This is a genomic window from Streptomyces sp. NBC_00568, assembly GCF_026341855.1.
In the GTDB taxonomy this organism is placed as follows: Bacteria; Actinomycetota; Actinomycetes; order Streptomycetales; family Streptomycetaceae; genus Streptomyces.
Genome location: NZ_JAPENW010000001.1, coordinates 1,523,554 through 1,550,474 on the forward strand (window position 1 = coordinate 1,523,554; position 26,921 = coordinate 1,550,474).

The window sequence follows — 26,921 nt, forward strand, 5'->3', positions numbered from 1 at the left end:
GTGCCTAATAGGGACCTTTGCCACAGGCTCTGGCAAGCCATCCGGCAGCTAGCCACCCAAAAGGAGTGTCATTCTCCAGATCAAACACGTATCCGCTCGATGACACACCGCATTGACCCCTAGGATTCCACCTATCACCTCACCGGTCTCATTCGACAGGAACCCCATGAGCGACACTTCCCCCTACGGCTTCGAGCTTGTGCGGCGTGGATACGACCGCGCTCAGGTGGACGAACGCATTTCGAAGCTCGTCTCCGACCGTGACAGCGCTCTGGCCCGTATCACCGCCCTCGAAAAGCGCATCGAAGAACTCCATCTCGAAACGCAGAACGCCCAGGCCCAGGTCAGCGACGCGGAGCCGTCGTACGCCGGTCTCGGCGCGCGCGTCGAGAAGATCCTCCGCCTCGCCGAGGAGGAGGCCAAGGACCTGCGCGAGGAGGCCCGTCGCGCGTCCGAGCAGCACCGTGAGCTGGCCGAGTCGGCCGCCCAGCAGGTGCGCAACGACGCAGAATCGTTCGCTGCGGACCGCAAGTCCAAGGCGGAGGACGAGGGCGTCCGGATCGTCGAGAAGGCCAAGAGCGACGCCTCTCAGCTGCGCTCCGAGGCGCAGAAGGACGCGCAGTCCAAGCGCGAGGAGGCGGACGCCCTCTTCGAGGAGACCCGCGCCAAGGCCGCCCAGGCCGCCGCCGACTTCGAGACGAACCTCGCCAAGCGCCGCGAGCAGTCCGAGCGCGACCTGGCGTCGCGCCAGGCCAAGGCCGAGAAGCGCCTCGCGGAGATCGAGCACCGCGCGGAGCAGCTCCGCCTGGAGGCCGAGAAGCTGCGCACGGATGCCGAGCGCCGCGCCCGCCAGACGGTGGAGACGGCTCAGCGGCAGGCCGAGGACATCGTGGCCGACGCGAACGCCAAGGCCGACCGCATCCGCTCGGAATCCGAGCGCGAGCTGGCCGCCCTCACCAACCGCCGCGACTCGATCAACGCGCAGCTCACGAACGTCCGCGAGATGCTCGCGACGCTCACGGGCGCCGCGGTGGCCGCCGCCACCGGCCCGGCCGAGGACGAGCCGATCACGCGTGGGGTTCCGGCACAGCAGTCCCGGTAACCGCGCAGTCCGACACCAGGGCCCGCTCCCCCTTCGGAGGGTGCGGGCCTTGTCGTACCGTCAGGTCCCGCTGCCCGGACCTCGCCCCGTCGTGCCGTCCGGCACCACCGCCTCCCCTTCCGAGGGGTGCCTCCGCGCCGGTGCGGCGCCCCCGGTGAGGAGCCTCTCGACCGTCTCCCGCTCAAGTGGCAGGCCCCCGGGGGCCGTCTTAGCGTGGCCGCATGATCGAGCTCGAGGGGCTGACCAAGCGGTACGGCGAGAAGGTGGCGGTCAACAACCTCACCTGCGCCGTCAGACCGGGCATCGTGACCGGCTTCCTCGGTCCCAACGGCGCCGGGAAGTCCACGACCATGCGGATGATGCTCGGGCTCGACCGTCCCACGTCGGGCGACGTACGGATCGACGGAGAGCACTACGACCACCTCAAGGACCCGCTGAAGTACATCGGCGCCCTGCTGGACGCGAAGGCCATGCACGGCGGCCGCAGCGCCTTCAACCACCTCCTCTGCCTCGCCCAGAGCAACGGCATCCCCAAGGCGCGCGTGCACGAGGTCCTCGACACGGTCGGCCTCACCTCGGTCGCGAGGAAGAAGGCGAAGGGGTTCTCGCTGGGCATGGGCCAGCGGCTCGGCATCGCGGGCGCGCTCCTCGGCGATCCGCGGATCCTGATGTTCGACGAGCCGGTCAACGGCCTCGACCCCGAGGGCATCCACTGGATCCGCAATCTGATGAAGTCCCTCGCGGCCCAGGGCCGTACGGTCTTCGTCTCCTCCCACCTCATGAGCGAGATGGCGCTGACCGCCGACCACCTCGTCGTCATCGGCCAGGGCAGGCTGCTCGCCGACACCTCGATGGCCGATTTCATCCAGCAGAACTCGCGCTCGTACGTCCGTATCCGCTCCCCGCAGCGCGAGCGGCTGCTCGACGTGCTGCAGGGCGCGGGGATCACCGTCGTGCAGACGGGCAGCGGCGCGCTCGAGGTGGACGACGGGAAGCCGGAGCACATCGGTGAGCTGGCCGCGCGGCACCAGATCGTGCTGCATGAGCTGAGCCCCCAGCAGGCCTCGCTGGAGGAGGCGTTCATGCAGCTGACCGCGGAGTCGGTGGAGTATCACGCGCATTCCGACGCGCCGAGTCCGCGGAACCCCCAGGGCCCGCGGAGTCCGCAGAGCCCGCCCACCGCCCCGCAATGGGGCGGCGACTGGAAGAAGGGCTGACGATGGCGGCCACCCAGGTCCTCAAGTCCGAGTGGACCAAGATCCGCTCCGTGGCGTCCACGGTGTGGACGCTGAGCCTCGCGGCGGTCGTCACGATCGCCCTGGGCCTGCTCATCTCGCTCCTGTCCAAGAACGAGTGGGACAAGATGAGCACGAGGGACCAGCTCTCCTTCGACCCGACGTACATCAGCTTCGCGGGCATGAGCCTCGGCCAGCTCGCGATGATCGTCTTCGGCGTGCTGGTGGTGGGCAACGAGTACAGCACCGGCATGATCCGGACCTCGCTCGCGGCGGTCCCGCAGCGCGGCACGTTCCTCTTCAGCAAGGTCGCGGTGGCGGCCGGCCTCGCCCTCGTCGTCGGCCTGATCACCAGCTTCATCACGTTCTTCCTGGGCCAGGCCGTGCTCGGCACGCACAAGGCGTCGATCAGCGATCCGGGTGTCCTGCGCGCGGTGATCGGCGGGGGGCTCTACATGACCCTCATCGCCGTCTTCTCGATGGGCGTCGCGGCGATGCTGCGCAGTCCGATGCTCTCGCTCGGCATCCTGATGCCGTTCTTCTTCCTGATCTCCAACATCCTGGGCGCGGTGTCCGCGACGAAGAAGATCGGCCGCTACCTCCCCGACCAGGCCGGCAGCAGAATCCTGCGGGTGGTGACTCCCCTGGACGACACCCCGTACGGTCCCTGGGGCGGCCTCGGAATCATGGTGCTGTGGGTGGCCCTGGCCCTGATCGGCGGCTACACGCTGCTCAAGAAGAGGGACGCCTAGGTCTACTCACGAAGAGGAGCCCCTAAGTCTGCGGCCGGGGCGCCGGCGCCTGGCCGGGGTCTTCGCCGTTCGGCCGGGGAGGGATCAGGCCGTCGAAGTCGGTCCAGCCCTCCCAGCGCCAGACGTCCTTGTCGAGGTCCGGCTGGAGCGGCACGAAACGGCCGAGCTCGAAGTCCCCGGCCTCCAGGTCGAACCAGCGCTCGTCGGCGACCTCGGTGCCGAGCCCGACGGTCCGGGCGGTCAGCCGGACGAGCAGCTTCACGCCGTGCGAGCCGGACAGGTCCTTGCCCTGGATCCTGCGGAACGGCAGGCCGTCCACCGGCGCCTCGACCGGTATCCACACCGTGAAGGGGGCACCGCGCTCGACCGCGAGCCAGCTCCGTTCCTCGGCCGGCTCGCCCTTCGCGTCCAGGACCCTCAGCCACTGCTTGTAGATGACGAGGCTGCCGTCGTGCGGGGAGCGCTCCAGGTAGCGCAGATGCGCGCGGGCCCGCAGGTCGACGACCGACAGGTTGTCGAAGCGGTTGTAGAAACGGACGGCGATGATGGCGTCGTCGCTGTCCGCGTGCTGCCGCGAGTAGCCCGGGAAGTCGGCGGTCCAGGCGTGCGAGATGCTGGCCCGCCGCCGCCAGACGAAGGGCCGCAGCGCGAACATCTTGATCAGTACGATGCCGAGCAGCACCGCGGGCACCAGCGAGCCGGTGACGGAGGCGAGCGTGGCGAGCAGCTGGTGAGCGGTGCTGTCCGGTTCGGGTTCGAGATTGTCCGTGCCGACGCAGGCCCGCAGCACGGTCAGGCTGAGGTCGAAGAGCCGCTCCTCGTTCGAGAACCGCTCCGCCATCGAACGCGGCGAGTGCTCGGTCAGCGTCCACGCCGCCGCCACGACCACCGAGAGTCCGGCCAGCGCGCCCAGCGCCATCAGGAGCAGCGCGTGGACGGTGCGTCCCGCCATCCACCAGCGTACGGACGTGCGAAAGCGCGGATGCGTCCGTCCCCGCCCCGGTCCTCCGCCCCACCCTGTCCCGCGCCACATTGAGCTCAACTTACTTCCCCCGTAACCGACTTCGCCCCCACTCGTACAATGGGGAGAGCATGATTCCCGGTGTCGGTTCGGGCCAACCCGGCTGGACCGGGGGAGACCGGGACCCGCCCCGGGTACATCTCGCGTGAAAGGCTGTGCCCGTATTCGCGCGACCACCCCCGAAGGGCGTCACCGTGACGACGAAGGACCGAAGCCTTGAGGCGCTGGGCCTGGACGACGTGCCCGCGAAGAAGCCCCTCACCTACCCCGGCCGGCCCACCACCGAGCCGTCCCTGCTGACCGGCGGTGAGCTCCTCCAGCTCGACGTCCGGCCGCTGCGGCTCGGCGAGTGGTACGTGGAGGAGCGCCAGGAACAGCAGCGTCTCGACGAAGCCCTCGCCGACCTGGGCCAGGTCGGCACCGGGCGGCGCCACCCGGTCATCGCCGTCGGCTCGAACGCCTCCCCCGGGCAGGTCGCCCACAAGCTGACCCGGCTCGGCATCCCGGCGACGGTGCCGATGATTCCGGTGCGGGTGGGCGGGATCGCCGTGGGCTGCTCGGGGCACATCAGCCCGGCGGGCTACGTGGCCGGGACGCCGTACGTGGACCGGACCGCCGAGACGACGCTCGTGGTGACCTGGCTGGACTCGACCCAGCTCAAGGCCGTCGACGACACCGAGTTCCCGGACTACCGGCGGGCGATACTCCCCGGCGACGAGTTCACGATGACGATGCCCTCCGGGGAACGGCTCGGCGGCGCGTACATCTACTTCAGCGCGCACGGCGTGCTCGCCGAGCCGGAGACCGGGCGGCCCCGCCAGGGCGGCGGCGACCAGTCCGAGCTGCTCGCCTCCCTGCTCGCCGCCTCCGCACGGCTGCGCGAGCTGCTCGGGCCCGACCCCGCGGCGTGGGTGCGCGACGCCGGGGCCGACCGGTCGCTGCGCGAGAAGGGCACGCTGATCTTCGGCCAGGAGGGCTGGGTGCTGCCGCAGACCGACTTCCTGCCGTACGTCGACGAGTCGGCCGAACTGCGTCTGTACGACGACCTGCCGCCGCTCGACGATTCCCTGCCGCACCGGCCCTGAGAATTCCCCGGTGATCAGGGGGGCGCCCATTCCCTTTCCGGCCTGACCAGGGACGACGAGTACCTGACAGGACGCCCGTGCGAAATACCGCCCCTTACTGGATCTTTCCCCGGCCGACCGGGCGCGGTTTTACTCTCTCTTGAGTGGAACCGTCAGCGCCCGGTTATCCTCCTAACCCTTACGGGGGCGTGCGCCCCGACGTCCTGAACCTTTCGATGGGTGCGGAGAATGATCGAGGCAGTCGGCCTGACGAAGCGCTACGGCGCCAAGACGGCCGTGTACAACCTTTCCTTCCAGGTGCGGCCGGGTGCCGTCACCGGTTTCCTCGGGCCCAACGGCTCGGGCAAGTCGACGACGATGCGCATGATCCTCGGCCTCGACAACCCCACCTCCGGGCGGGTGACGATCGGCGGCTTCCCGTACCGCAAGCTGCAGAACGCACCCCGCCAGGTCGGCGCACTCCTCGACGCCAAGGCCGTGCACGGTGGCCGGCACGCCCGCAACCACCTGCTGTGCCTGGCCCAGCTGTCGGGCATCCCGGCCCGCCGCGTGGACGAGGTGCTCGGCGTCGTGGGCCTCCAGGACGTGGCCAAAAAGCGCTCCAAGGGCTTCTCCCTCGGCATGGGCCAGCGCCTCGGCATCGCCGCCGCGCTCCTCGGCGACCCCCAGGTGCTGCTCTTCGACGAGCCGGTCAACGGCCTCGACCCCGAGGGCATCCTCTGGGTGCGCAACCTGATGAAGTCCCTCGCGGCGGAGGGCCGTACGGTCTTCGTCTCCTCGCACCTGATGAGCGAGATGGCGCTGACCGCCGACCACCTGATCGTGATCGGCCGCGGCCAGCTGCTCGCCGACCAGAGCATCAAGGAATTCATCTCGCACAACTCGGCCGACTTCGCCCGGGTGCGCACGCCGGACACCGAGCCGCAGCAGCGCGAGAAGCTGACCGCCGCGCTGACCGAGGCGGGCGGTCAGGTGCTGCCCGAGCAGGACGGCGCGCTGCGCATCACCGGGCTGCCGCTCTCCCGCATCAGCGACCTCGCGCACTCCGCCGACGTCCGCCTGTGGGAGCTGTCGCCGCACCAGGCCTCGCTGGAGGAGGCGTACATGCGGATGACGCAGGGCGCCGTCGACTACCGCTCGACCATCGACCAGAAGGCCGGGCTCCAGCAGCAGCTGCCGCCGGGCGCCATGCCCCCGCCGCAGCTGCCGGTGGCGGGCCAGGGCCAGCCGGGCTGGTACGCGCCGCCGCCGCCCCAGCAGGGCGGGCAGCCCTTCGCCATGCCGCAGGGCCAGCCGCAGGCCGGTCCGTACGGCGCTCCCGCGGCCCCCGGCGCGGCCCTGCCGGGCCCGTACGGCGCTCCGGCCGCCCCCGGCGCCACGGACGCCAACCCGTACGCACACGCGGCCCCCCAGGCCCCCGCGGGCCCCCCGGCGCCCACCGCCGCCGCGCCCGCCCCCGCGCCCGCCGCCGACCTGACCAAGCCCGAGGACGCCCGATGAGCACGCCCCAGCCCCCGATGCCGCAGCAGGCCGCCGCTGCCCCCGACTGGCAGGCGCCGCCCGGAGCTTCGTACACCTCGCCGATCCCCGTCACCCGCACCCACCTCGGGCACGCGCTCAACTCCGAGTGGACGAAGATCAAGTCGGTGCGCTCCACGATGTGGACGCTCGGCACCTTCCTGCTCCTGGTGATCGGCATCGGCTTCCTGGTCGCCGCGCAGACCACGAACGAGGACTTCGGGGACACGCCGTACACGATCCCCGCGTTCTTCGGGCTGATGCTGGGACAGATCTGCCTGATCACGCTGGGCGTGCTGGTGGTCTCCTCCGAGTACGGCACGGGCATGATCCGTACGACGTTCACGGCCTCGCCGCAGCGGCACCGGGTGCTCGCCGCGAAGCTGATCATCTTCTTCGCGGTAGCGTTCGCCGTCTCGGCCTTCGCGATCGGGCTCGTCGGCCTGTTCACCGAGGGAATGCACAGCGACGCCTCCGGCGAGGCTTCCGAGGTCCCCTGGGGCGGCACCGTCTTGATGGGCGCGCTGTACGTCTCGCTGCTCGGCGTGCTCGCCCTCGCGGTGGGCTCGATGCTGCGTCACTCGGCGGGCGCGATCACCACGATGCTCGGCGTCGTGCTGCTGCCCGCGATCATGCCCGCGTTCCTGATGATGTCCGAGAGCCTGCGCACGATCGGCGAGAAGATGCAGGAGTACGCCGCCCCCAACGCCCTCGCCCATGTCTTCCGCCTGGACAGCGAGAACGGCAACGGCGGAGCGCAGCTCGGCTTCCTCGCCGGAGTGACGGCGGCGGCGGTCATCGGCGCCTTCGTGCTCCTGGAGCGCCGGGACGTGTGACGACCGCGCCGGCCGGACGGTACGAGGCCGGACCGCCTGAGTCGCCTAGAACCTGGGCGCGTTACGGGACCGCTGCACCCGCGAGGTGCGGCGGTCCTTCGCGTTCCAGCAGGCCTTGTGCCAGTGCCGACGCTCGTCGACGCCCGAGTGCTCCGGCCAGGCCACCACGTGCGGAACCCCGGACGGGATCAACTGGTCGCAGCCGGGGCAGCGGTAGGTCTTGCCCTGTGCGCTCGCGCCCGCCACATGGCGCACGCTCCACTCCTCGCCCTGCCAGCTCTCCGTGGACTGCCAGCCGCCGTAACGGTCCGACGGGTCCTCCCCGCCGCTCCTGCCGGACGATCCGGCGTCCTTCGGACGGTTGCGACGCGGGGACAAGGGACACCTCACGGAGCTATACAGGGGGCAGGGATCACGTCCAGCCTACGCGGCGGGCACAGGGGTACGCGTACTCCAGCGACCCGCGCAGATCCCCCATCGGACAGCCCAATTCCCAGACAATCCGCAAATCTCTCCGCAAGGCCGTGTCTTCGGCACGTGTCACGCGGTTATGCCGGGCGGGGGAGCTCCGTGTCGGAGCCGAGGAAGCAGGAAGTTCGATGCACGTTGGAAGCTTTGTACTGGCCGCCCAGTTCCCTGGACAGGGCCAGGGGGAGGCCCTGCACCGCGCGGCGCGGTCGGCCGAGGCCGCCGAGGAGGCCGGGCTCGACACCGTCTGGCTGGCCGAGCACCACTTCGTGCCGTACGGGACATGCCCGTCGGCCGTCACACTCGCCGCGTATCTGCTCGGCCGCACCAGCCGGATCCGGGTCGGCACCGCGGTCAGCGTGCTGCCCACCGTGCACCCCGTGGCGCTCGGCGAGCAGGCCGCACTGCTGCACATGATGTCCGGCGGACGGTTCTCGCTGGGCGTGGGACGCGGCGGCCCCTGGGTCGATCTGGAGGTTTTCGGCGCGGGCCTCGCCGCATACGAACAAGGGTTCCCGGAATCGCTCGATCTGCTGATGCAATGGCTGCGCGAGCCGTCCGTCGCCGGCACCTCCGAGCGGTTCTCGTTCCGTGAAGTCCCCGTCGTCCCGCGCCCGTCGGAGGCGCTGAGCGGCGCCCCGGGTCCCGAGGTCGTCGTCGCGTGCACCTCACCGGCGAGCGTCCGGCTCGCCGCCGAGCGCGGGCTGCCGATGCTTCTCGGCATGCACGTGGGGGACGAGGAGAAGGCCGAAATGGTCGCGCTGTGGCGGCAGCACGCGCGCGCGGCGGGCCGCCCGACGGACGAGATCCTCGCGGCCGCCCATGTCTCCGCCGGTGTCTGCCAGATCGCGGACCGCCGCACCGACGCCGTCGAGACGCTCGTCAAGGCGATGCCGGGCTGGCTGAGGCAGGGCCTGGACGCCCATGTGACGGTGGACGGCCGCCCCCGCTCGATGCGGGACCCGGTGGCGTACACCGAACTGCTCTGCGGGCTGCATCCGGTGGGCACGCCGCGGCTGTGCGCCGACCGGCTCGCGGCGACCTCGGAGCGGACCGGCATCTCGCGTTTCGCCCTGCTCGTCGAGGGATCGGGCGACCTGGCGGCGACCGAGGAGAACGTACGACGGCTGGGGGCCGAGGTGCTGCCCCACCTCGGGTGACCGCGCGAAGTCCGGCCCAGCGGGCCGGGCACGCGGGGAGCTTGCCGCCCCAGTACCAATGCACCTCCCGCGTACGGAGCGGCAAGCAATGCGGCATCAGTGCGTCAGCAGTCCCTGAATTCCGGGGACTGGTTCAGCAGCTGACTGCGGACCGAGGTGAAGCGTGCCAGCGTGTCGTCCACCGAGTCGTCCAGCGGGAACACCGCCACCCGGTGGCAGTTCTGGAAGGCCAGCCGCACTCCGAAGTGCCGCTGCAGCGCGCCGCGTATCGCGTCACTCGCGAGCGCACGCAGCAGCTGGCCACGTGCCTGCTCGTCCGGCGGGGGCGTCTGGTTGTCGGCGAAGTTGCCGCCGTCCACCTTCAGCTGGGCCACCAGGGAGCTGATCATCTCCCATGCGTAGGGCAGGGAGGTCCGGACGCAGTCGACGAATTCAGCTTCATCGACCTCGCCTCGCTCGGCCTGTTGGAGTAGGGCCGGTGAGACGTCGAGCGACATGGGTTCTCCTCTCGCACCCCCATACCTCGGGGGTTGCCGGACAGGGATGGGGAATTCGCGATATCGAACACGCTGAGTACACGCATCGCGACCTCCCGTTCATACGGTAAGCATCGCCAGGTAACGGCACCAGGAGAATGCGCACATAGCGAACGCCTAGTAGGCCGACAATCAGCCACGACCGAACAGGGAACCTTCAGGATCAATGGGGTGACCCGCGAAAACACCGGTCGCGCGCCAAGACGGGAGACGGGAGCACAAAAGGGGCGAACCGTGGCTTCTCCGTCGGGTGGGGCCACCGGGTCGGGCGGGAGAATCGCGTGCACCACCGCCGGTCGAGTAGCGTTGCCGACCATGCGTCTCGTCATTGCCCGCTGTTCCGTGGACTACGCGGGCCGGCTCACCGCCCATCTCCCGTCGGCCCCTCGCCTCATCCTCGTGAAGGCGGACGGAAGCGTCTCGATCCACGCGGACGACCGGGCCTACAAGCCCCTCAACTGGATGTCGCCGCCCTGCACGCTGAAGGAGGGGGCCGGCGACGAGGAAGGCACCTGGACCGTCATCAACAAGGCGGGCGAGAAGCTCATCATCACGATGGAGGAGATCCTCCACGACTCCTCGCACGAACTCGGCGTGGATCCCGGCCTGATCAAGGACGGCGTGGAAGCGCACCTCCAGGAGCTGCTCGCCGACCGCATCGAGACGCTCGGCGAGGGCTACTCCCTCATCCGCCGTGAGTACATGACGGCCATCGGCCCGGTCGACATCCTGTGCCGGGACGCCGAGGGCCGGACCGTCGCCGTGGAGATCAAGCGACGCGGCGAGATCGACGGCGTGGAGCAACTCACGCGCTACCTGGAGCTGTTGAACCGCGACCCGCACCTCGCGCCGGTCCGCGGCATCTTCGCCGCCCAGGAGATCAAGCCGCAGGCCCGCGTCCTCGCCACCGACCGCGGCATCGGCTGCGCGGTCCTGGACTACGACGCCCTGCGCGGCATCGAGGACGACAAGCTCCGGTTGTTCTGACCCCACGACGGTCCGCGGGCTCCGCGGCCCGCACGACGGCCGCCGGACCCGCTCCGGCACCACGTACGACCGGCGCGGGAGAGGGCCGGGTCCGACGACGGACCCGGCCCTCTCTCGTCCCGTACGGTCGGATCACCGCCCTCGGGCGGTCAGATCAGCGCGCCGCCCGGCGACGTGGCGATGTCGCTGCCCGCCGGCCCGCTGTTCTCCGGCACACTCACCGACGTGCTCGCCGGCGCGCTGCTCGACACCGGGCCGCTCGCGGCGTCCGAGGTGGACGGGCTCGTCGAGGTGCTGGCCGACGGAGACGTGGACGGCGAACCCGACGGCGACCTCGTGGGGGACGAGGACGGCGAACCGCTCGGCGACCTCGTGGGGGACGACGACGGCTTGGTCGTCGGCGACTTCGAGGGCGACTTGGACGGCGACTTCGAGGGCTTGCCCGAGGTGTGTGTCCCGCTCGGACCTGCGGACGGCTCCTGGCCCGCCGTGGCCGGGGGCGTCGGATCGTCCGAGGTGCCGTACGTTCCGTCCGGCCCCGGGTCGGTGGGCGTGGCCACGGCGCCGGTGGCGGAGTCGTCGCCCTTCTTCGCCTTGTCCGCGCCCAGGCTGTCGTCCTGGCTGCCCTGGGTGACCGACGGGTTGACGCCGACCTTCTCGGACGGGGTGTCGTCGCTGTGGTCCGAGGTCGCGCCGAGGGTCACCACGGTGCCCAGGACGGCGACCAGGAGCGCGCCCGCGCCCGCGGCCACCAGATTGCGCCGGGTGCCGGTGACCAGCCGGCCCGCGACCCCCTGCCGCTTCGTCCCGGGGGTGCCGGGACCGGAGGCGAGCACCGTCACACCGTCGCCGGACGGGTCGGTCCGGGGGAAGGCGGCCGGCACACCGCCGGGAGGCGACATCGACTCCTCGTGGCGCGCGTCGGGCACCTCTTCGCCCGCCGGGGTGCGCCCGCCGGCGCTGTGCAGGGTTCCGGAGCGGTCGGCGACCAGCGCGAGGGCGCGGCGGCCGGCGGTGGTGCCGCGCTTGTCGGCGAGGGCGCCACGCAGGGCGATGGCGGCCTCCAGATCGGTGCGGGACCGGTCCAGCTGGCCGCCGCAGAGCGCGAGGATCCCCAACTCGTGGTGGAAATAGGCCTGTTCCCCGACCTCGCCGGACAGCTGGGAGGCCTCGGCGCCGAAGCGCAGGGCGCGCTCCCAGGCGCTCCAGTGCTGTCCCGCGGCGAAGGCGGGCGCGGCCGTGCGGGCCAGCTGGACGGTGACGGTCTCGTCCTGCTCGTCCAGCGGGGCTGTGGTGACCGGGACGAGCACGTTCAGGGCGGCGAGCAGCGCGTCGGCCTCGGCGCAGACCCGCTCCGGGGTGACCGAGGGGTGGCCGGCCCACCAGGTGTAGTGCTGGGCGGCGGCGAGCGCCTGGTCCTCGAGGGTGTCCGCGTATCCGGACGCCTCCAGTTGGGCCTGCACTCCGGCGGCGAGCCGGTAGCGGGAGCCGACCGGGGAGACCAGCGCGCTGCCCGCCAGTTCGGCGAGCGCGGCGTCGGCGTGGGTGTCGCCCACGAGCGCGGGCAGGTGGGCCTGGTGGGGCACCTCGCCGCCGAGCGCGACGGCGAAGCGCAGGGTGGCGCGCGCCGAGTCGCTCAGCCGGGAGGCGAGCAGCGCGGCGGGCGCGGCGCCTTCGGCGAGGGAGGGCAGCGGCACGTCGTGGCCGTCACCGGCCTCGAAGGGCGCGTCGACCGGGGCCTCCTGGAAGACGCCGTACTCGTCGAAGGCCTCCTCGCTGGCCTGCAGCCGGTCGCGCTGCCGCAGCAGCGCTCCGGCCTGCATGAAGCGCAGGGGCAGTCCCTCGGACTCGAACCAGAGGTCGCCCGCCCAGTTCGACTCGTCCTCGGTCAGGACGCGCCCGACGGCGCGCTCCAGCAGTTCGAGACCGCCGCTGCGGTCGAGGCCGCCGAGAACGACCTCGTCGAGGCCCGCGTCGGCGGACGGGGCCGGTATGCCGGGGGTGGCGGCGATCACGAAGGCGCACTCGGGGGTGGCGTCGAGCAGCTCGTCGAGCGCGCTGCCGCCGATCTCCGCGTCGTCGAGGACGACGACCGCGCCGATCTCGTGGACGAGCCGGAGCAGTTCGTCGCGGTCCGGGCGGTACAGCGGGGCTTCGTAGACGGCGGTGAAGAGGTCGTACAGCAGGTCGCTCGCCGTGCGCCGGTAGCCGGAGAGGCGGATCACGCCGTCGGGGGCGAGGTCCGCGCAGTCGTCGGCGACGGCGTCGAGCAGGACGGTCCGGCCGGAGCCCGACGGGCCGGTGAGCCGCACCGAGCGCCCGCGCGCGAGGAGGCGTACGAGCCGCTCGCGCTCCTCCTGGCGTTCCAGGAGCGGCAGCCGGGGCTGTGCCGGGCCGGCCGGAGCGGGCGGCCGGGCCGCGCGGGCCAGTTCGGCGCGTTCGGCGGCGCCGTGCTTGACCGGCGGCTGCGGTCGCTCGTGCGGCGGGCAGTTCTCTATCTCGCTGCCGTCGACGGGGTTGACCGTGAGCAGGAAGTCGCCCGTGACGAGCTGGACCGTGCGGGCGAGCACGGGCTTGTGCTGGCTCAGGTCGGCGGCCAGTGGGTCGCGCGGCGGGCGCGGGCGAGGCGCCTGGCCGTCGTCGTCATGACCGTACTCTTCGGAATCCCGGTTGTTCGGGTCCATGTTCCAAGCCCCCCAAAAGCGTCGTGTGCCGATGCCCTCCCGGCCTTGCTGCACACCGCTCTGTCGCTTCTGGTCCGGTGCCCGCTCGTAGGGTTTCGGTCGGCGGGCAGCCGAACCCTAAACCTTCGCACAGTATCTCCGAACAGGCGGGGTACCGCGCCGTCCGAACCGTCACAGCTTCGTGAGGATTGTGCACGTGGTGCGCTTCGTACGCCGGTCAGGGCGCGTACGCGGTCGCACACGCGGAGCGAGTAGGGCGCGCTCGGATCACACCCGGGGCAGGGACTCGACCCCGATACCACCCTCGATCGCCAGGATCCGGTGCAGCCTGGTGGCCACCAGCAGGCGCTGCATCTGTGGTGGTACGCCGCGCAGCACGAGCCGTCGGCCGCACCGCCCGGCGCGTCGGTGGGCCCCCATGATGACACCGAGGCCGGTGGCGTCCCAGGAGTCCAGCTCGGACAGGTCCAGCACCAGGTCGCCGGCTCCGTCGTCGACGGCCGAGTGCAGGACCGTACGGGCGTCCGCCGCGCTGCGTACGTCGAGGCGGCCCCCGACGACCAGCTCGGCGTGGTCGCCCCTGATGTACATATGCGCTCCCCGAGAATGCGTCTCGTAACTCCGCGTGTGTCTGTTTCCGCGTCTTCGCGTCTGCATGTTGTGCATGGTCTGACTGCCTGAGGGCCGCAGAGGTTGCCGTCTGTAAGCGAACCGATACCGAATTCACCTCATGGGGTGACACCCGAGAGGCGCGTGCGGCTTCCGTGACGGATGCGGCGACCGGTTTCCGGTCGCCGCGTGATCATTCAGTGCTTGTAGAAGCCCTGCCCGCTCTTGCGCCCGATGTCACCGGCGTCAACCATCCGGCGCATCAGCTCCGGCGGCGCGAACTTCTCGTCCTGGGTCTCGGTGTAGATGTTGCCGGTGGCGTGCAGCAGGATGTCGACGCCCGTGAGGTCGGCGGTGGCCAGGGGGCCCATGGCGTGGCCGAAGCCCAGCCGGCAGGCGAGGTCGATGTCCTCGGCGGTGGCCACGCCCGACTCGTACAGCTTCGTCGCCTCGACGACGAGGGCCGAGATGAGACGGGTGGTCACGAAACCGGCGACGTCACGGTTCACGACGATGCAGGTCTTGCCGACGGACTCGCTGAACTCCCGCGCGGTGGCGAGCGTTTCGTCGCTCGTCTTGTAGCCGCGGACCAGCTCGACGAGCTGCATCATCGGCACCGGCGAGAAGAAGTGCACGCCGACGACCCGCTCCGGGCGCTCGGTGGCCGCCGCGATCTTGGTGATCGGGATCGCGGAGGTGTTGGAGGCGAGCACGGTGTCGGGGCGGACGATCTTGTCGAGGGCCTGGAAGATCTCGTGCTTGACCTCGAGCTTCTCGAAGACCGCCTCGACGACGATGTCCGCGTCGGCGGCCGCGTCCAGATCGGTGGTCGCCGTGATGCGCGCGAGCGCCGCCTCCGCGTCCGCGGCTTCCAGCTTGCCCTTGCTCACGAACTTGTCGTACGAGGCCTTGATGCCGTCGAGGCCTCGGTTCAGTGCCTCGTCGGTGACATCGCGCAGGACGACGTCCCAGCCCGCCTGTGCGGAGACCTGGGCAATACCGGACCCCATGAGTCCGGCTCCGATGACGGCGAGCTTCCGTGCCACTCCGACTCCCCTTTATCCACTGCTTGAGTTGGCTCTTTCGGCGGACCCTAGCGTCCGTGAGGGCCTGTGTGACCGGTAAGTAATGCGCGTCACGTCTCATCTGACGGACGTCACACCGACGCGGGTCATTCGACCGCCCGTACGGCGTAGTTGAGGACCTTCCGGCTCAACAGGTCCTCCATGTCGTCGAGGAGCACCAGGATCTCTCGTGACACTTCGTCCGGATTTCGACCGGCCATCATCTCGCGGCCGATGGCCGACATGACGGTCTGGTGCACCCAGTTGATCTGGCCGGCCACGAGGCCCGGCAGCGAGTCCTCGGGCGGCGCGCCCGTCTCCTCGCGCAGCGCCTCCTCCAGGTTGACGAGGATCTCCTGCCCGATCGCCCACAGCCGCGAACGGAGCGCGGGAGCCTCGTGGATGACCTGCATGAAGCGGGCATAATCCACCATCAGGCCGAGTCGGGGCGAAACCGCCTCGACCTCTTCGCGCAGTTCGCGCAGGACGGCGGCGGCGGCGGACTCGCCCTTCGGGCGGCCGCGCACCCAGCGGGCCAGCCGGTCGACGAGACCCTTGGAGCGGTCGAGGAAGAGGTCCTCCTTGGCCGGGAAGTAGTTGTAGACGGTGTTCACGGAGACGTTCGCGGCGTCCGCGACCTCCGCGACCGTCACCGCGTCGAAGCCCCGCTCCAGGAACAGTCCCGTGGCGACATCGGAGATGTACTGCCTGGTCTGCCGTTTCTTCCGTTCCCTGAGTCCCTCAGCCATGTCCGCATCGTAGCTTTCGCTGGACCGCCTGAAATCTTGGAGTCATTGCAAAATTACAGGGACTCTGTTTTTCTGGACGGCATGGCAATCATCAGCACGGCCGGTCTGGCCCGCACCTTCCGGACCAAGCGCGGCCCGGTGGAGGCGGTGCGCGGCATCGACCTCACGGTGCGCCCCGGTGAGATCCTCGGCTTCCTCGGCCCGAACGGCGCGGGCAAGACCACCACGCTCCGGATGCTCACCACCCTGCTCGCGCCCACCGGCGGCGCGGCCACCGTCGCGGGCTGCGACCTGGCCGGCGATCCGGCCGGAGTGCGCCGCGCCTGCGGCTACGTGGCCCAGTCGGGCGGCGTCGACCCGCACGTGACGGTGCGGGAGGAACTCGTCACCCAGGGGCGGCTCTACCGCCTGCCGAGGCCGCGGGCGGTGGAGCGGGCCGAGGAGCTGGCGCACGAGCTCGGCCTCACCGAGCTGCTCGACCGGCGAACGGCCGCGCTCTCCGGGGGCCTGCGGCGACGCCTCGACATCGCGCTCGGCCTCACCCACCGTCCCGAGGTGCTCTTCCTCGACGAACCGACGACCGGCCTCGATCCCGGCAGCCGCGCCGACCTCTGGGACCTCGTCCGCCGGCTGCGCGACACGTACGGCACCACGGTCTTCCTGACCACCCACTACCTCGACGAGGCCGACGCGCTCGCCGACCGGCTCGTGATCGTCGACCGGGGTGTGGTGGTGGCCGACGGCACGCCCGCCGCGCTGAAGCTGGCCCACGGCGGCTCCCTCGACGCGACCCTCCAGGACACGTTCCTCACCATCACCGGCCGCCGCCCCACGCCGGCCGGATCCGCCCCCTCAGCCGTATAGGACGTAGCGACCGATGCTTCTCCACGACACCGCGCTGATCTGCGGGCGTTACGCCCGGCAGACCCTGCGTTCCCGCTTCGCGATGCTCTTCGGCGTCCTGATGCCGCTGCTCTACCTGCTCTTCTTCGGCCCGCTCCTCACCGATCTGCCGCTCGGCGCCCGGGGCACGTCCTGGCAGGTCCTGGTCCCCGGGCTGCTGCTCCAACTCGGCCTGTTCGGCGCCGCGTTCGCGGGCTTCACGATCATCATCGAGAAGAACCTGGGCATCGTGGAGCGGATGCGGGTCACCCCCGTGAGCCGCCTCGCGCTGCTGCTCGGGCGCGTGCTGCGCGACGCCGCCGTCTTCGTCCTCCAGGCGGTACTGCTCGTCCTGGCGGCGCTCGTGATGGGTCTGCGCGCGCCGCTCGCGGGCGTCCTGATCGGCTTCGCGTTCGTCGCCCTGCTGACCGTCTCGCTCGCCTCGCTGTCCTACGCCCTCGCCCTGAAGGTCCGTACGCCCCAGGAGTTCGGCCCGGCCGTCAACGCGCTGACCATGCCGTCCATGCTGCTGTCCGGCCTGATGCTGCCGATGACCCTGGCCCCCGGCTGGCTGGACGTCCTCTCGCACCTGATGCCGTTCCGCTACCTGGTGGACGCGGTGCGGGACGCCTACGTCGGCTCGTACGCCACCACGCACATGCTGTACGGCGTGCTGGTCGCTCTCTCCCTCGCCGCGCTCGCCGTGACGGTGGGCACACGGGTCTTCCGAAGGGCCGGGGCCTAACTAGGCTGACCCCATGGTCAATCTGACGCGCATCTACACCCGGACCGGCGACCAGGGCACCACCGCCCTCGGTGACATGAGCAGGGTCGCCAAGACCGATCTGCGGATCTCGGCGTACGCCGACGCCAACGAGGCGAACGCGGTGATCGGTACGGCGATCGCGCTGGGCGGCCTGGAGGCGGAGGTCGTCCAGGTCCTCACCCGCGTCCAGAACGACCTGTTCGACGTGGGTGCGGATCTGTCGACGCCGGTGGTCGAGGACCCGAAGTACCCGCCGCTGCGCGTGGAGCAGTTCTACATCGACAAGCTCGAGGCGGACTGCGACCTCTTCAACGAGCGGCTGGAGAAGCTCCGCTCCTTCATCCTGCCCGGCGGCACCACCGGCGCGGCCCTCCTCCACCAGGCGTGCACGGTCGTACGCCGCGCCGAGCGCTCCACCTGGGCGGCGCTGGAGGTCCACGGAGAGGCGATGAACCCGCTCACCGCCACCTACCTCAACCGGCTCTCCGACCTGCTGTTCATCCTGGCACGCACGGCGAACAAGGCAGTGGGCGATGTGCTCTGGGTCCCCGGTGGGGAACGCTGAGAAACGCCGCCCCGGCCGGGGAGCGCCGACGGCTCAGTAGTCGTACGCGGCGAAGCTGACGAGGGCGCCCGCGCCGGGCTCGTAGGTCACTTCGAGCCCGATCCCGTAGGCGCCTTTCGTCGTCTTCGCCATCGGGTCCCGCCGTACGTTCACGCAGAGGTCCGCCGCGCACCCCGGGTCGGCGGCGCCCGACCGGTCCGGGAAGGAGGCGGCCACCCAGGCGGCGACGTCGGCGCGGGGCATGCGGAACGTGCCCCGGTAGGCGCGGTCCATCACGCCGTGCGACTCGCAGTCCTGGTCGCTCGCCCCTGCGGGGAGGCGGGCCGCGGCGAAGGCGAGGGCCTCCTCGCACGACGCCTCCTGATGGTCCGCCCCGTCGGAGAACAGGTGGCCGAGGACCACGAGACCCGCCAGGAGCGCGGCCGGCGCCGCGGAGCAGCCCAGTACCCAAACCTTCCTCACGGCACCCCACCCCCACGGTTGAACGCGTTCAAAATGTCAAGGGCGGACCATATCATCTGCCTCCGTCGGCGCCTTCTTCGGCCAGATCACGTAGGTCAGCGCGACCAGGCCGTGGATGACGACGGCCCTGAGCGACACCCACTGAAAGGAGCGCAGGGACGAGGTGTCACCGTCCCCGACGTACCGGATGGCGCCCTCCAGCAGGGCGCAGGCGACGGCGGCCGCGAGTACCGTGCGCAGCCAGAGCCGGCCTTCGTGGGCGGCGCGGGCCATGCTGTGGCGGGGTGGCTTCGGCGGGCGCGGGCCGTCGGCGAGGCGGTGGGCGGCGTAGCCGTCGAGCCGGCGGATCGTGTACGGGCCGTAGGCGACGGTGAAGCCGATGTACAGCGCGGCCAGGCCGTGTTCCCAGCCCGGTTCGGCGCCGTTTCTGAGATCGACCGCCGTCACCGCGAACAGGATCAGTTCGAGGAGAGGCTCGCACAGCAGCAGAGCGACACTCGTACGGCGCCACTTCAGCAGGTAACGGACGGCTAGGCCCGCCGCCAGCAGCACCCAGAAGCCCACCTCGCAGGCGATGATCAGTCCGACGACCACGGTTCGCTCCTCTCGCTCACCGTTCCAGGCTCGCGGGCACGGCCGCCCGTTACGTCGTCGGCGATGACGAGGCCGGACTGCGACTTTCGATGCAGCGGCAGGTCACCCGTGACGGGGAGGCCGGGGCGCAGCCCGCCGTGTTGGATGGGTTCATGGCCCCGCGACTCCCCCGCCCGCACCGCGACGACGTCCGCATCGCCGTAGGCGGGCTGCTCGGCGGACTCTGTCTGTGGGGCGTCGGCCTGTACAGCCGCACGGCGGACGACGCGCTCGCGCGCGTCGACCAGGGCTGGGCGGTGCTCGTCCCGCTGGCCGTGATGTCCGGCTGCGAGCTGTTCCGCCGTTCCCGGCCGCGCACCGCCCTGCTGACCGGCACCCTGGCCCTGGTCGCGGACCTGCTGACGCGGGGCAACCTCGCGACCGTCGTGATGTTCACGGACCTGGTGTACGCGGCCGTGCTGTACGGATCACCCGGTTCGGCCCGGCGCATCCCGCGGATCACCGGGCTGGTCACGGTGATCGCCACGGTGTGGCCGGTCGCCGCCTGGCACAGAGCCGAGGGACTGCTGATCGGGGCGTTCACCGGCCTGGTGACGTTCACCCCCGCCGCCACCGGGTGGATCGTCCGCAACCACCGTGACACCGCCGACGCCGAGCGACTGCGCGCCGAACAGACCGCCCTGCTCGCCGAGGTCGACCGGACCCAGGCCGTCACGGCCGAACGCGCCCGGATGGCACGGGAGTTGCACGACATGGTCGCCAACCATCTCTCGGCGATCGCCATCCACTCCACGGCAGCGCTCTCGCTCGACGACCCGAGGACCTCGCAGGACGCCCTCGCCGTCATCCGGGAGAACAGCGTCGAGGGGCTCGCCGAGATGCGGCGGCTGATCGGCATCCTGCGCGACGACAGCGGCGACCGGGAGCCAGCGGCGGCGCCCACGCTCGACGGTCTCGAAGCGCTGCTCGCGGGCGCCCGCGTCAACGGACTCGACGTGACGCTGGAGGCCGCGCACGGGGAGCGGCTGCCGGCGCCGGTCGAGCTCGCCGCGTACCGGATCGTCCAGGAGTCCCTGACCAACGCCCTCAAGCACGCCGCGCCGGGCCGGGTGACTGTCGCGCTCACCCGGGCGGACGGCGCGCTGACCGTGCGGATCACCAGTCCGTACGGCGACCGGGGCGGTCCGCGCGCCCCCGGTTCCGGAGCCGGTCTCGTCGGGATGCGGGAGCGGGCCGCGCTCCTCGGGGGCACTTTCGAGGCGGGCCCCGGCGGCTCCTCCGCCGGCCGGAGCTGGACCGTGCGCGCCACGCTGCCCCTCACCCGGGGAGAACCCGTCACCCGAGGAGAAGAAGCATGATCCGTGTCCTCGTCGCCGAGGACCAGTCCGCGGTACGCGCCGGACTCGTCCTCATCCTGAGCAGCGCGCCCGACATCGAGGTGGTCGGTGAGGCGGCGGACGGGGAGCGGGCGGTGGCCCTCGCCCGCGAACTGCGGCCGGATCTCGTCCTGATGGATGTGCAGATGCCGCGTCTGGACGGGGTCTCCGCCACTCGGCAGGTGGTCGCCGACCGGCTCGCCGACGTCCTCGTGCTGACCACCTTCGATCTCGACGAGTACGTCTTCGGGGCGCTGCGCGCGGGCGCGTCCGGCTTCCTGCTGAAGAACACCGACGCGCGGTCTCTGCTGGAGGCGGTCCGGACGGTGGCGCGCGGCGAGGGTCTGATCGCGCCGGCCGTCACGCGCCGGCTGATCGCCGAGTTCGCGGCGAAGCCCGTACGGGAGCCGACCGCCGATCCGGCTGTCCTGGACGCGCTGACCCGGCGCGAGCGCGAGGTTCTTTCCTGTCTGGGTGAAGGGCTGTCGAACGCGGAGATCGCGAAGCGGCTCGAGATGGCGGAGGCGACGGTGAAGACGCACGTCAGCCGACTGCTGGGCAAGCTGGAACTGCGCAGCCGGGTCCAAGCGGCCGTCCTCGCCCAGGAGTTGGGGATCTGAGTCGAACTGGATGCACTGGTCCAGACCTATTGACCCGTGGTCCAGACCTTTCTATTCTCGCCACACTGCGCTTAGACATGCCCACGACACCCCCAGCCCAGGGGGCGCGTCGCCGGCCGGAGCGCGAGCGCGCGCACGCCCCCCACGGGCCGAGCACGGTCGCGGTCCCCCACCCCCTGCGGCACCCCCGAGGTAACAGACGAAAGAGGAGAGGCGTCATGCGCTTCCGGCAGAGAGCCAGACACAGAACCGTGGCGGGGCTCACCACCCTGCTCCTCCCCCTCGCCGCCCTGGTCGGCCTCGCGGGCCCCGCCCAGGCCGCCACCACCGCCACCGCCACGTACGCCAAGACCCAGGACTGGGGCACCGGCTTCGAAGGCAAGTGGACCGTCAAGAACACCGGTACCACCGCCATCAGCTCGTGGACGATCGAGTGGGACTTCCCCTCCGGAACCTCCGTCACCTCGGCCTGGGACGCGGACGTCACCAACTCCGGCACCCACTGGACCGCCAAGAACAAGTCCTGGAACGGCAGCCTCGCCGCGGGCGCCTCCGTCTCGTTCGGCTTCAACGGCGCGGGCTCCGGCTCCCCCAGCAACTGCACCCTGAACGGCGGCAGTTGTGACGGCGGCCCCACCGTCCCCGGTGACAACGCGCCCTCCGCGCCCGGCACCCCCACCGCCTCCTCCATCACCGACACCTCGGTGAAGCTCTCCTGGAGCGCGGCCACCGACGACAAGGGCGTCAAGAACTACGACGTCCTGCGCGGCGGCTCCAAGGTCGCGACCGTGACGACGACCTCGTACACGGACACCGGCCTGACCGCCGGCACCGACTACTCGTACACGGTCCAGGCCCGTGACACCGCCGACCAGACCGGTCCGGTCAGCGGCGCGGTCTCCGTGCACACCACCGGCGGCGGCACCAACCCGCCGCCCACCGGCAACACCGTCAAGCTCGGCTACTTCACCGAGTGGGGCATCTACGGCCGCAACTACAACGTCAAGAACCTGGTGACGTCCGGCTCGGCCTCGAAGATCACGCACATCAACTACGCCTTCGGCAACGTCACCGGCGGCAAGTGCGCGATCGGCGACTCCTACGCCGACTACGACAAGGCCTTCACCGCCGACCAGGCGGTCAGCGGCGTCGCCGACACGTGGGACCAGCCGCTGCGCGGCAACTTCAACCAGCTGCGTGAGCTGAAGGCCAAGTACCCGAACATCAAGGTGCTGTGGTCCTTCGGCGGCTGGACCTGGTCCGGCGGCTTCGGCGAGGCGGCCAAGAACCCGGCGGCCTTCGCTCAGTCCTGCTACGACCTGGTCGAGGACCCGCGCTGGGCCGATGTCTTCGACGGCATCGACATCGACTGGGAGTACCCGAACGCCTGCGGCCTGACCTGCGACACCAGCGGTGCGGCGGCCTACAAGAACCTCATGCAGGCGCTGCGCGCCAAGTTCGGCACGAACAACCTGGTCACCGCCGCCACCACGGCCGACGGCACCTCGGGCGGAAAGGTCGACGCCGCCGACTACGCGGGCGCCGCGCAGTACGTCGACTGGTACAACGTGATGACGTACGACTTCTTCGGCGCCTTCGACGCGGACGGTCCGACCGCTCCGCACTCCCCGCTCACCTCGTACAGCGGCATCCCGCAGGCCGGGTTCACCACGGCCGACGCGATCGCCAAGTTCAAGTCCAAGGGCGTGCCCGCCAGCAAGCTGCTGGTCGGCATCGGCTTCTACGGGCGCGGCTGGACCGGCGTCACCCAGGACGCCCCGGGCGGCACCGCCACCGGTCCCGCGCCGGGAACGTACGAGCCGGGCAACGAGGACTACAAGGTCCTCAAGACGTCCTGCCCCGTCACCGGCACCATCGCCGGCACGGCGTACGCCCACTGCGGCAGCAACTGGTGGTCGTACGACACCCCGACCACCATCGGAACGAAGATGGCGTGGGCCAAGACCCAGGGTCTCCGCGGCGCGTTCTTCTGGGAGTTCAGCGGTGACACCAGCAACGGTGAACTGGTCAGCGCCATCAACAGCGGCCTGAACTGACCCGTACCACCCCGCACGACCGCCGCGGGCAGACCTCCGGGTCTGTCCGCGGCGTCCTTTTCGGCTCCCCCGGCACGCCCCGACGGCCGGGGGAGGATCAGGCGACGTTCACCCTCCCCCACCCGCTCCGCGGCCGGGGGGACCCCCACCCAACGGGGCCCTGAACGCCGCTACGCGACGTTCACCCTCCCCCAACCGCTCCGCGGCCGGGGGGACCCCCACCCAACGGGGCCCTGAACGCCGCTACGCGACGTTCACCCTCCCCCAACCGCTCCGCGGCCGGGGGGACCCCCACCCAACGGGGCCCTGAACGCCGCTACGCGACGTTCACCCGTTGTCCGGGCGGAGCCGCCTCCAGCCAGGCGAGGAATCCGGTCAGCGCGTCCTCGCTCATCGCCAGCTCGAGGCGCGTACCGCGATGGAGACAGGCGAGGATGATCGCGTCGGAGAGCAGCGCGAGCTCCTCCTCGCCCTCCGCGGTACGGCGGCCCGCCACCTCGATCGCCGAGCGTTCCAGGACGCGGCGCGGGCGGGGGGCGTAGGAGAAGACGCGGTACCACTCGATGCGGTCACCGTTGTAGCGGGCGACGCCGTAGCTCCAGCCCTTGCCGCTGGGGTCGCCCTTCTCGGGGACGTCCCAGCGCAGACTGCAGTCGAACGTTCCACCGGAACGCTGGATCAGCCGGCGGCGGAGGCCGAAGACGAACAGCCCCACCACTACGAGCGCCACTACGATTCCGCACACAGTCAGAGCGAGGACCATCGACACCGACCTCCTCGTCTCCTAGGTAACGGAAAAGGAAAAACTTCCGGATTTGCCTCAGCCGCGGCCAGGGCCGGAGTGATCCGGTCCCAGCCGCGGCTGAGGCAAAGCTTCACACAGTGCGCCCCCAGCGCCTAAAAGCCTGGGGCCGCACCGATGGTCAGCGGGTCGCCACCGCACGCAGGCGGACGTCCGCGCGGCGCTCGGCCGACGCGTCGGCGTCCGACTTCGCGCGCTCGAGCGCCCGCTCCGCACGCTGGACATCGATCTCGTCCGACAGCTCGGCGATCTCGGCCAGCAGCGACAGCTTGTTGTCAGCGAATGAGATGAAACCGCCGTGCACCGCGGCGATGACCGTTTCACCATCACTCGTACGGATGGTCACCGGGCCCGACTCCAGCACACCGAGCAGCGGCTGGTGACCGGGCATGACGCCGATGTCGCCGGACGTGGTACGCGCGACGACCAGGGTGGCCTCGCCGGACCAGACACTACGGTCCGCGGCGACGAGCTCGACGTGCAGCTCAGCAGCCAAGGTGGGCTCCTCGGGTCACCACCCGGCGTTGCTGCCGGGTGTTGGGTCAAAGTCTAGTAGGCGTACGGAGGGGGACGGACCGCACCCCGCGAGGCGCGGCCGCGCCCCCCTCACTCAGAACACGAGGTTCAGGAGACGCCGAGCTCCTTGGCGTTGGCCTTGAGGTCCTCAATGCCACCGCACAGGAAGAACGCCTGCTCCGGGAAGTGGTCGTACTCGCCGTCGATGATCGCGTTGAAGGCCACGATCGACTCGTCCAGCGGGACGTCCGACCCGTCGACGCCGGTGAACTGCTTGGCGACGTGGGTGTTCTGGGACAGGAAGCGCTCCACGCGACGGGCACGGTGGACGGTGAGCTTGTCCTCCTCGCCCAGCTCGTCGATACCGAGGATCGCGATGATGTCCTGAAGGTCCTTGTACTTCTGAAGAACCGACTTGACGCGCATCGCGGCCGCGTAGTGGTCCGCCGCGATGTAGCGGGGGTCCAGGATGCGGGACGTGGAGTCCAGCGGGTCCACGGCCGGGTAGATGCCCTTCTCGGAGATCGGACGGGAGAGAACCGTCGTCGCGTCGAGGTGGGCAAACGTGGTGGCCGGGGCCGGGTCGGTCAGGTCGTCCGCGGGGACGTAGATCGCCTGCATCGAGGTGATCGAGTGACCACGGGTCGAGGTGATGCGCTCCTGGAGGAGACCCATCTCGTCGGCCAGGTTCGGCTGGTAACCCACCGCGGAGGGCATACGGCCGAGCAGGGTCGAGACCTCGGAACCGGCCTGCGTGAAGCGGAAGATGTTGTCGATGAAGAACAGCACGTCCTGCTTCTGCACATCGCGGAAGTACTCCGCCATGGTCAGACCCGCGAGGGCCACGCGCAGACGGGTGCCCGGGGGCTCGTCCATCTGGCCGAAGACAAGGGCGGTCTTGTCGATGACGCCCGACTCCGCCATCTCCTCGATGAGGTCGTTGCCCTCACGCGTGCGCTCGCCGACACCGGCGAACACGGAGACACCGTCGTGGTTGTTGGCGACGCGGTAGATCATCTCCTGGATGAGCACCGTCTTGCCGACACCGGCACCACCGAACAGACCGATCTTTCCACCCTTGACGTACGGGGTGAGGAGGTCGATGACCTTGACGCCGGTCTCGAACATCTCGGTCTTCGACTCGAGCTCGTCGAAGCGCGGGGCCTTGCGGTGGATGGACCAGCGCTCGCCCGAGTACTTCTCGTCGCTGTTCAGCACCTCACCGAGGGTGTTGAACACCTTGCCCTTGGTGAAGTCACCGACGGGGACCGAGATTCCGGCACCGGTGTCGGTGACCGCGGCCTGGCGGACCAGACCGTCGGTGGGCTGCATGGAGATCGTACGGACCAGGCCGTCACCCAGGTGCTGGGCGACTTCCAGGGTCAGCGTCTTCAGCTCGCCGGCGTTGGCCGGGTCGGCCACCTCGACGTGAAGAGCGTTGTAGATGTCCGGCATCGCGTCGACGGGGAACTCCACGTCGACGACCGGGCCGATGACCCGGGCGACGCGGCCCGTGGCAACGGCCGTCTCAGAAGTCGTCGTCATTACTTGTCACTCCCCGCGGTCGCGTCGGCAAGGGCTGCGGAGCCGCCGACGATCTCGCTGATTTCCTGGGTGATTTCGGCCTGGCGGGCCGCATTGGCAAGTCGGGAGAGCGTGGTGATCAGGTCTCCCGCGTTGTCGGTCGCCGACTTCATCGCGCGGCGCGTGGCGGCGTGCTTGGAGGCAGCCGACTGGAGCAGCGCGTTGTAGATACGGCTCTCGACGTAGCGCGGCAGAAGGGCGTCAAGGACGTCCTCCGCCGACGGCTCGAACTCGTACAGCGGAAGGATCTCGCCCTTGGGCGCCTCTTCCGCCACCTCTTCGAGGCGAAGCGGCAGCAGCCGGCCGTCGATGGCCGTCTGCGTCATCATCGAGACGAACTCGGTGTAGACGATGTGGAGTTCATCCACGCCGCCGTCCGCCGTCTCCTTCTCGATGGCCTCGATGAGCGGACCCGCCACCTTCTTCGCGTCCGCGTACGTGGGCTCGTCGGTGAAGCCCGACCACGACTCCGCGACCTTGCGCTCGCGGAAGTTGTAGTGGGCCAGACCGCGGCGGCCGACGATGTACGTGTCGACCTGCTTGCCCTCCGCCTCGAGGCGCGCCGTGAGCTGCTCGGCGGCCTTGATGGCGTTGGAGTTGAAGGCGCCGGCCAGTCCGCGGTCGCTCGTGAGGAGCAGCACCGCGGCACGGGTCGCCGTCTCCGCCTCCGTCGTCAGCGGGTGCTTGGTGTTCGAGCCGGTGCCGACCGCCGTGACCGCGCGGGTGAGCTCGGTCGCGTACGGCGCGGAGGCCGCCACCTTGCGCTGCGCCTTGACGACGCGCGAGGCGGCGATCATCTCCATCGCCTTGGTGATCTTCTTGGTCGCGGTGACGGATCGGATGCGACGCTTGTAGACCCGGAGCTGGGCTCCCATGAGTCAGGTCCCTTCC

At 70.5% G+C, this 26,921-nt stretch carries 27 protein-coding genes; 14 read left to right on the forward strand and 13 right to left on the reverse strand.

Features of this window, described 5'->3' with window-relative positions:
• Positions 1-166 precede the first annotated feature (166 nt).
• From OOK38_RS06320 to OOK38_RS06330, 3 genes are all read left to right on the forward strand, one after another.
• On the forward strand, positions 167-1,102 hold the full coding sequence (locus tag OOK38_RS06320; protein WP_266762862.1) for a cellulose-binding protein: 936 nt from the start codon (positions 167-169) through the stop codon (positions 1,100-1,102).
• A gap of 221 nt (positions 1,103-1,323) precedes the next feature.
• Positions 1,324-2,319: an ABC transporter ATP-binding protein gene (locus OOK38_RS06325; RefSeq protein ID WP_266848187.1), complete on the forward strand. Its 996-nt coding sequence runs from the start codon at positions 1,324-1,326 to the stop codon at positions 2,317-2,319.
• Positions 2,320-2,321: 2 nt separating this feature from the next.
• Positions 2,322-3,089: an ABC transporter permease gene (locus OOK38_RS06330; protein ID WP_266762858.1), complete on the forward strand. Its 768-nt coding sequence runs from the start codon at positions 2,322-2,324 to the stop codon at positions 3,087-3,089.
• Between the two features lie 22 nt (positions 3,090-3,111).
• On the opposite strand, the gene OOK38_RS06335 is transcribed toward OOK38_RS06330, so the two are convergent.
• Positions 3,112-4,041: a hypothetical protein gene (locus OOK38_RS06335; protein WP_266762856.1), complete on the reverse strand. Its 930-nt coding sequence runs from the start codon at positions 4,039-4,041 to the stop codon at positions 3,112-3,114.
• 263 nt (positions 4,042-4,304) lie between these two features.
• Here OOK38_RS06335 and OOK38_RS06340 point away from each other — a divergent pair, with 263 nt between their 5' ends.
• From OOK38_RS06340 to OOK38_RS06350, 3 genes are all read left to right on the forward strand, one after another.
• A complete protein-coding gene (locus OOK38_RS06340) occupies positions 4,305-5,195 on the forward strand; it encodes a hypothetical protein (RefSeq protein ID WP_266762855.1) in 891 nt (296 codons plus the stop codon).
• Positions 5,196-5,423: 228 nt separating this feature from the next.
• Complete coding sequence (locus OOK38_RS06345; RefSeq protein WP_266762854.1) at positions 5,424-6,695, forward strand: ABC transporter ATP-binding protein; 1,272 nt, start codon at positions 5,424-5,426, stop codon at positions 6,693-6,695.
• Positions 6,696-6,712: 17 nt separating this feature from the next.
• The gene (locus tag OOK38_RS06350; protein ID WP_266765853.1) at positions 6,713-7,549 is read left to right on the forward strand and encodes an ABC transporter permease subunit; all 837 of its coding nucleotides are present in this window, start codon (positions 6,713-6,715) and stop codon (positions 7,547-7,549) included.
• Between the two features lie 45 nt (positions 7,550-7,594).
• On the opposite strand, the gene OOK38_RS06355 is transcribed toward OOK38_RS06350, so the two are convergent.
• Positions 7,595-7,927 (reverse strand): ATP/GTP-binding protein, encoded by a 333-nt coding sequence (locus OOK38_RS06355; protein ID WP_266762853.1) that lies wholly within the window; start codon positions 7,925-7,927, stop codon positions 7,595-7,597.
• Between the two features lie 221 nt (positions 7,928-8,148).
• Here OOK38_RS06355 and OOK38_RS06360 point away from each other — a divergent pair, with 221 nt between their 5' ends.
• Positions 8,149-9,177, forward strand: a complete 1,029-nt coding sequence (locus tag OOK38_RS06360; RefSeq protein ID WP_266762852.1) for an LLM class flavin-dependent oxidoreductase — start codon at positions 8,149-8,151, stop codon at positions 9,175-9,177.
• 104 nt (positions 9,178-9,281) lie between these two features.
• On the opposite strand, the gene OOK38_RS06365 is transcribed toward OOK38_RS06360, so the two are convergent.
• A complete protein-coding gene (locus tag OOK38_RS06365; protein WP_266762851.1) occupies positions 9,282-9,674 on the reverse strand; it encodes an SCO5389 family protein in 393 nt (130 codons plus the stop codon).
• Positions 9,675-10,028: 354 nt separating this feature from the next.
• Here OOK38_RS06365 and nucS point away from each other — a divergent pair, with 354 nt between their 5' ends.
• Positions 10,029-10,700 carry an endonuclease NucS gene (gene nucS / locus OOK38_RS06370; protein WP_266762850.1) on the forward strand — a complete coding sequence of 224 codons (672 nt, stop codon included), beginning with the start codon at positions 10,029-10,031 and terminating at the stop codon, positions 10,698-10,700.
• 149 nt (positions 10,701-10,849) lie between these two features.
• Here the strand turns inward: nucS and OOK38_RS06375 are convergent, their stop codons facing one another.
• The 4 genes from OOK38_RS06375 to OOK38_RS06390 all read right to left on the reverse strand — a co-directional run bounded on the left by OOK38_RS06375 (position 10,850) and on the right by OOK38_RS06390 (position 15,806).
• Positions 10,850-13,384, reverse strand: coding sequence for an ATP-binding protein (locus tag OOK38_RS06375; protein WP_266762849.1), 2,535 nt, complete (start codon positions 13,382-13,384; stop codon positions 10,850-10,852).
• Between the two features lie 267 nt (positions 13,385-13,651).
• Positions 13,652-13,975 carry an STAS domain-containing protein gene (locus OOK38_RS06380; protein WP_261707178.1) on the reverse strand — a complete coding sequence of 108 codons (324 nt, stop codon included), beginning with the start codon at positions 13,973-13,975 and terminating at the stop codon, positions 13,652-13,654.
• 215 nt (positions 13,976-14,190) lie between these two features.
• The gene (locus tag OOK38_RS06385) at positions 14,191-15,039 is read right to left on the reverse strand and encodes a 3-hydroxyacyl-CoA dehydrogenase family protein (RefSeq protein ID WP_266762848.1); all 849 of its coding nucleotides are present in this window, start codon (positions 15,037-15,039) and stop codon (positions 14,191-14,193) included.
• 125 nt (positions 15,040-15,164) lie between these two features.
• Positions 15,165-15,806: a TetR/AcrR family transcriptional regulator gene (locus OOK38_RS06390; protein ID WP_266762847.1), complete on the reverse strand. Its 642-nt coding sequence runs from the start codon at positions 15,804-15,806 to the stop codon at positions 15,165-15,167.
• Positions 15,807-15,887: 81 nt separating this feature from the next.
• Here OOK38_RS06390 and OOK38_RS06395 point away from each other — a divergent pair, with 81 nt between their 5' ends.
• From OOK38_RS06395 to OOK38_RS06405, 3 genes are read left to right on the forward strand one after another with little or no spacing between them, the layout of a single operon-like run.
• On the forward strand, positions 15,888-16,670 hold the full coding sequence (locus OOK38_RS06395) for an ABC transporter ATP-binding protein (protein ID WP_266762846.1): 783 nt from the start codon (positions 15,888-15,890) through the stop codon (positions 16,668-16,670).
• Positions 16,671-16,683: 13 nt separating this feature from the next.
• The gene (locus OOK38_RS06400) at positions 16,684-17,433 is read left to right on the forward strand and encodes an ABC transporter permease (RefSeq protein ID WP_266762845.1); all 750 of its coding nucleotides are present in this window, start codon (positions 16,684-16,686) and stop codon (positions 17,431-17,433) included.
• Positions 17,434-17,446: 13 nt separating this feature from the next.
• Complete coding sequence (locus tag OOK38_RS06405) at positions 17,447-18,019, forward strand: cob(I)yrinic acid a,c-diamide adenosyltransferase (RefSeq protein WP_266762844.1); 573 nt, start codon at positions 17,447-17,449, stop codon at positions 18,017-18,019.
• Positions 18,020-18,052: 33 nt separating this feature from the next.
• Here the strand turns inward: OOK38_RS06405 and OOK38_RS06410 are convergent, their stop codons facing one another.
• Together OOK38_RS06410 and OOK38_RS06415 are read right to left on the reverse strand one after the other, a co-directional pair.
• Positions 18,053-18,481, reverse strand: a complete 429-nt coding sequence (locus OOK38_RS06410) for a hypothetical protein (RefSeq protein ID WP_266762843.1) — start codon at positions 18,479-18,481, stop codon at positions 18,053-18,055.
• A gap of 36 nt (positions 18,482-18,517) precedes the next feature.
• Complete coding sequence (locus tag OOK38_RS06415; RefSeq protein WP_266762842.1) at positions 18,518-19,075, reverse strand: hypothetical protein; 558 nt, start codon at positions 19,073-19,075, stop codon at positions 18,518-18,520.
• Between the two features lie 152 nt (positions 19,076-19,227).
• On the opposite strand from OOK38_RS06415, the gene OOK38_RS06420 reads away from it, so the two are divergent.
• From OOK38_RS06420 to OOK38_RS06430, 3 genes are all read left to right on the forward strand, one after another.
• Positions 19,228-20,433, forward strand: coding sequence for a sensor histidine kinase (locus tag OOK38_RS06420; RefSeq protein WP_266762841.1), 1,206 nt, complete (start codon positions 19,228-19,230; stop codon positions 20,431-20,433).
• Entirely contained in the window at positions 20,430-21,071 is a 642-nt protein-coding gene (locus tag OOK38_RS06425; RefSeq protein ID WP_266762840.1) for a response regulator transcription factor, read from the forward strand. Before OOK38_RS06420 ends, OOK38_RS06425 begins: the two co-directional genes overlap by 4 nt.
• Before the next feature lie 218 nt (positions 21,072-21,289).
• Positions 21,290-23,128 (forward strand): glycoside hydrolase family 18 chitinase, encoded by a 1,839-nt coding sequence (locus OOK38_RS06430; protein WP_266762839.1) that lies wholly within the window; start codon positions 21,290-21,292, stop codon positions 23,126-23,128.
• A 316-nt stretch (positions 23,129-23,444) separates the two neighbouring features.
• On the opposite strand, the gene OOK38_RS06435 is transcribed toward OOK38_RS06430, so the two are convergent.
• From OOK38_RS06435 to OOK38_RS06450, 4 genes are all read right to left on the reverse strand, one after another.
• A complete protein-coding gene (locus OOK38_RS06435; RefSeq protein WP_266762838.1) occupies positions 23,445-23,891 on the reverse strand; it encodes a DUF2550 domain-containing protein in 447 nt (148 codons plus the stop codon).
• A gap of 160 nt (positions 23,892-24,051) precedes the next feature.
• On the reverse strand, positions 24,052-24,426 hold the full coding sequence (locus OOK38_RS06440) for a F0F1 ATP synthase subunit epsilon (RefSeq protein WP_266762837.1): 375 nt from the start codon (positions 24,424-24,426) through the stop codon (positions 24,052-24,054).
• 128 nt (positions 24,427-24,554) lie between these two features.
• Positions 24,555-25,991, reverse strand: a complete 1,437-nt coding sequence (gene atpD, locus OOK38_RS06445; protein WP_266762836.1) for a F0F1 ATP synthase subunit beta — start codon at positions 25,989-25,991, stop codon at positions 24,555-24,557.
• Positions 25,991-26,905: a F0F1 ATP synthase subunit gamma gene (locus OOK38_RS06450; RefSeq protein WP_266762835.1), complete on the reverse strand. Its 915-nt coding sequence runs from the start codon at positions 26,903-26,905 to the stop codon at positions 25,991-25,993. The genes atpD and OOK38_RS06450 overlap by 1 nt, the downstream gene beginning before the upstream one ends.
• Positions 26,906-26,921 lie beyond the last annotated feature (16 nt).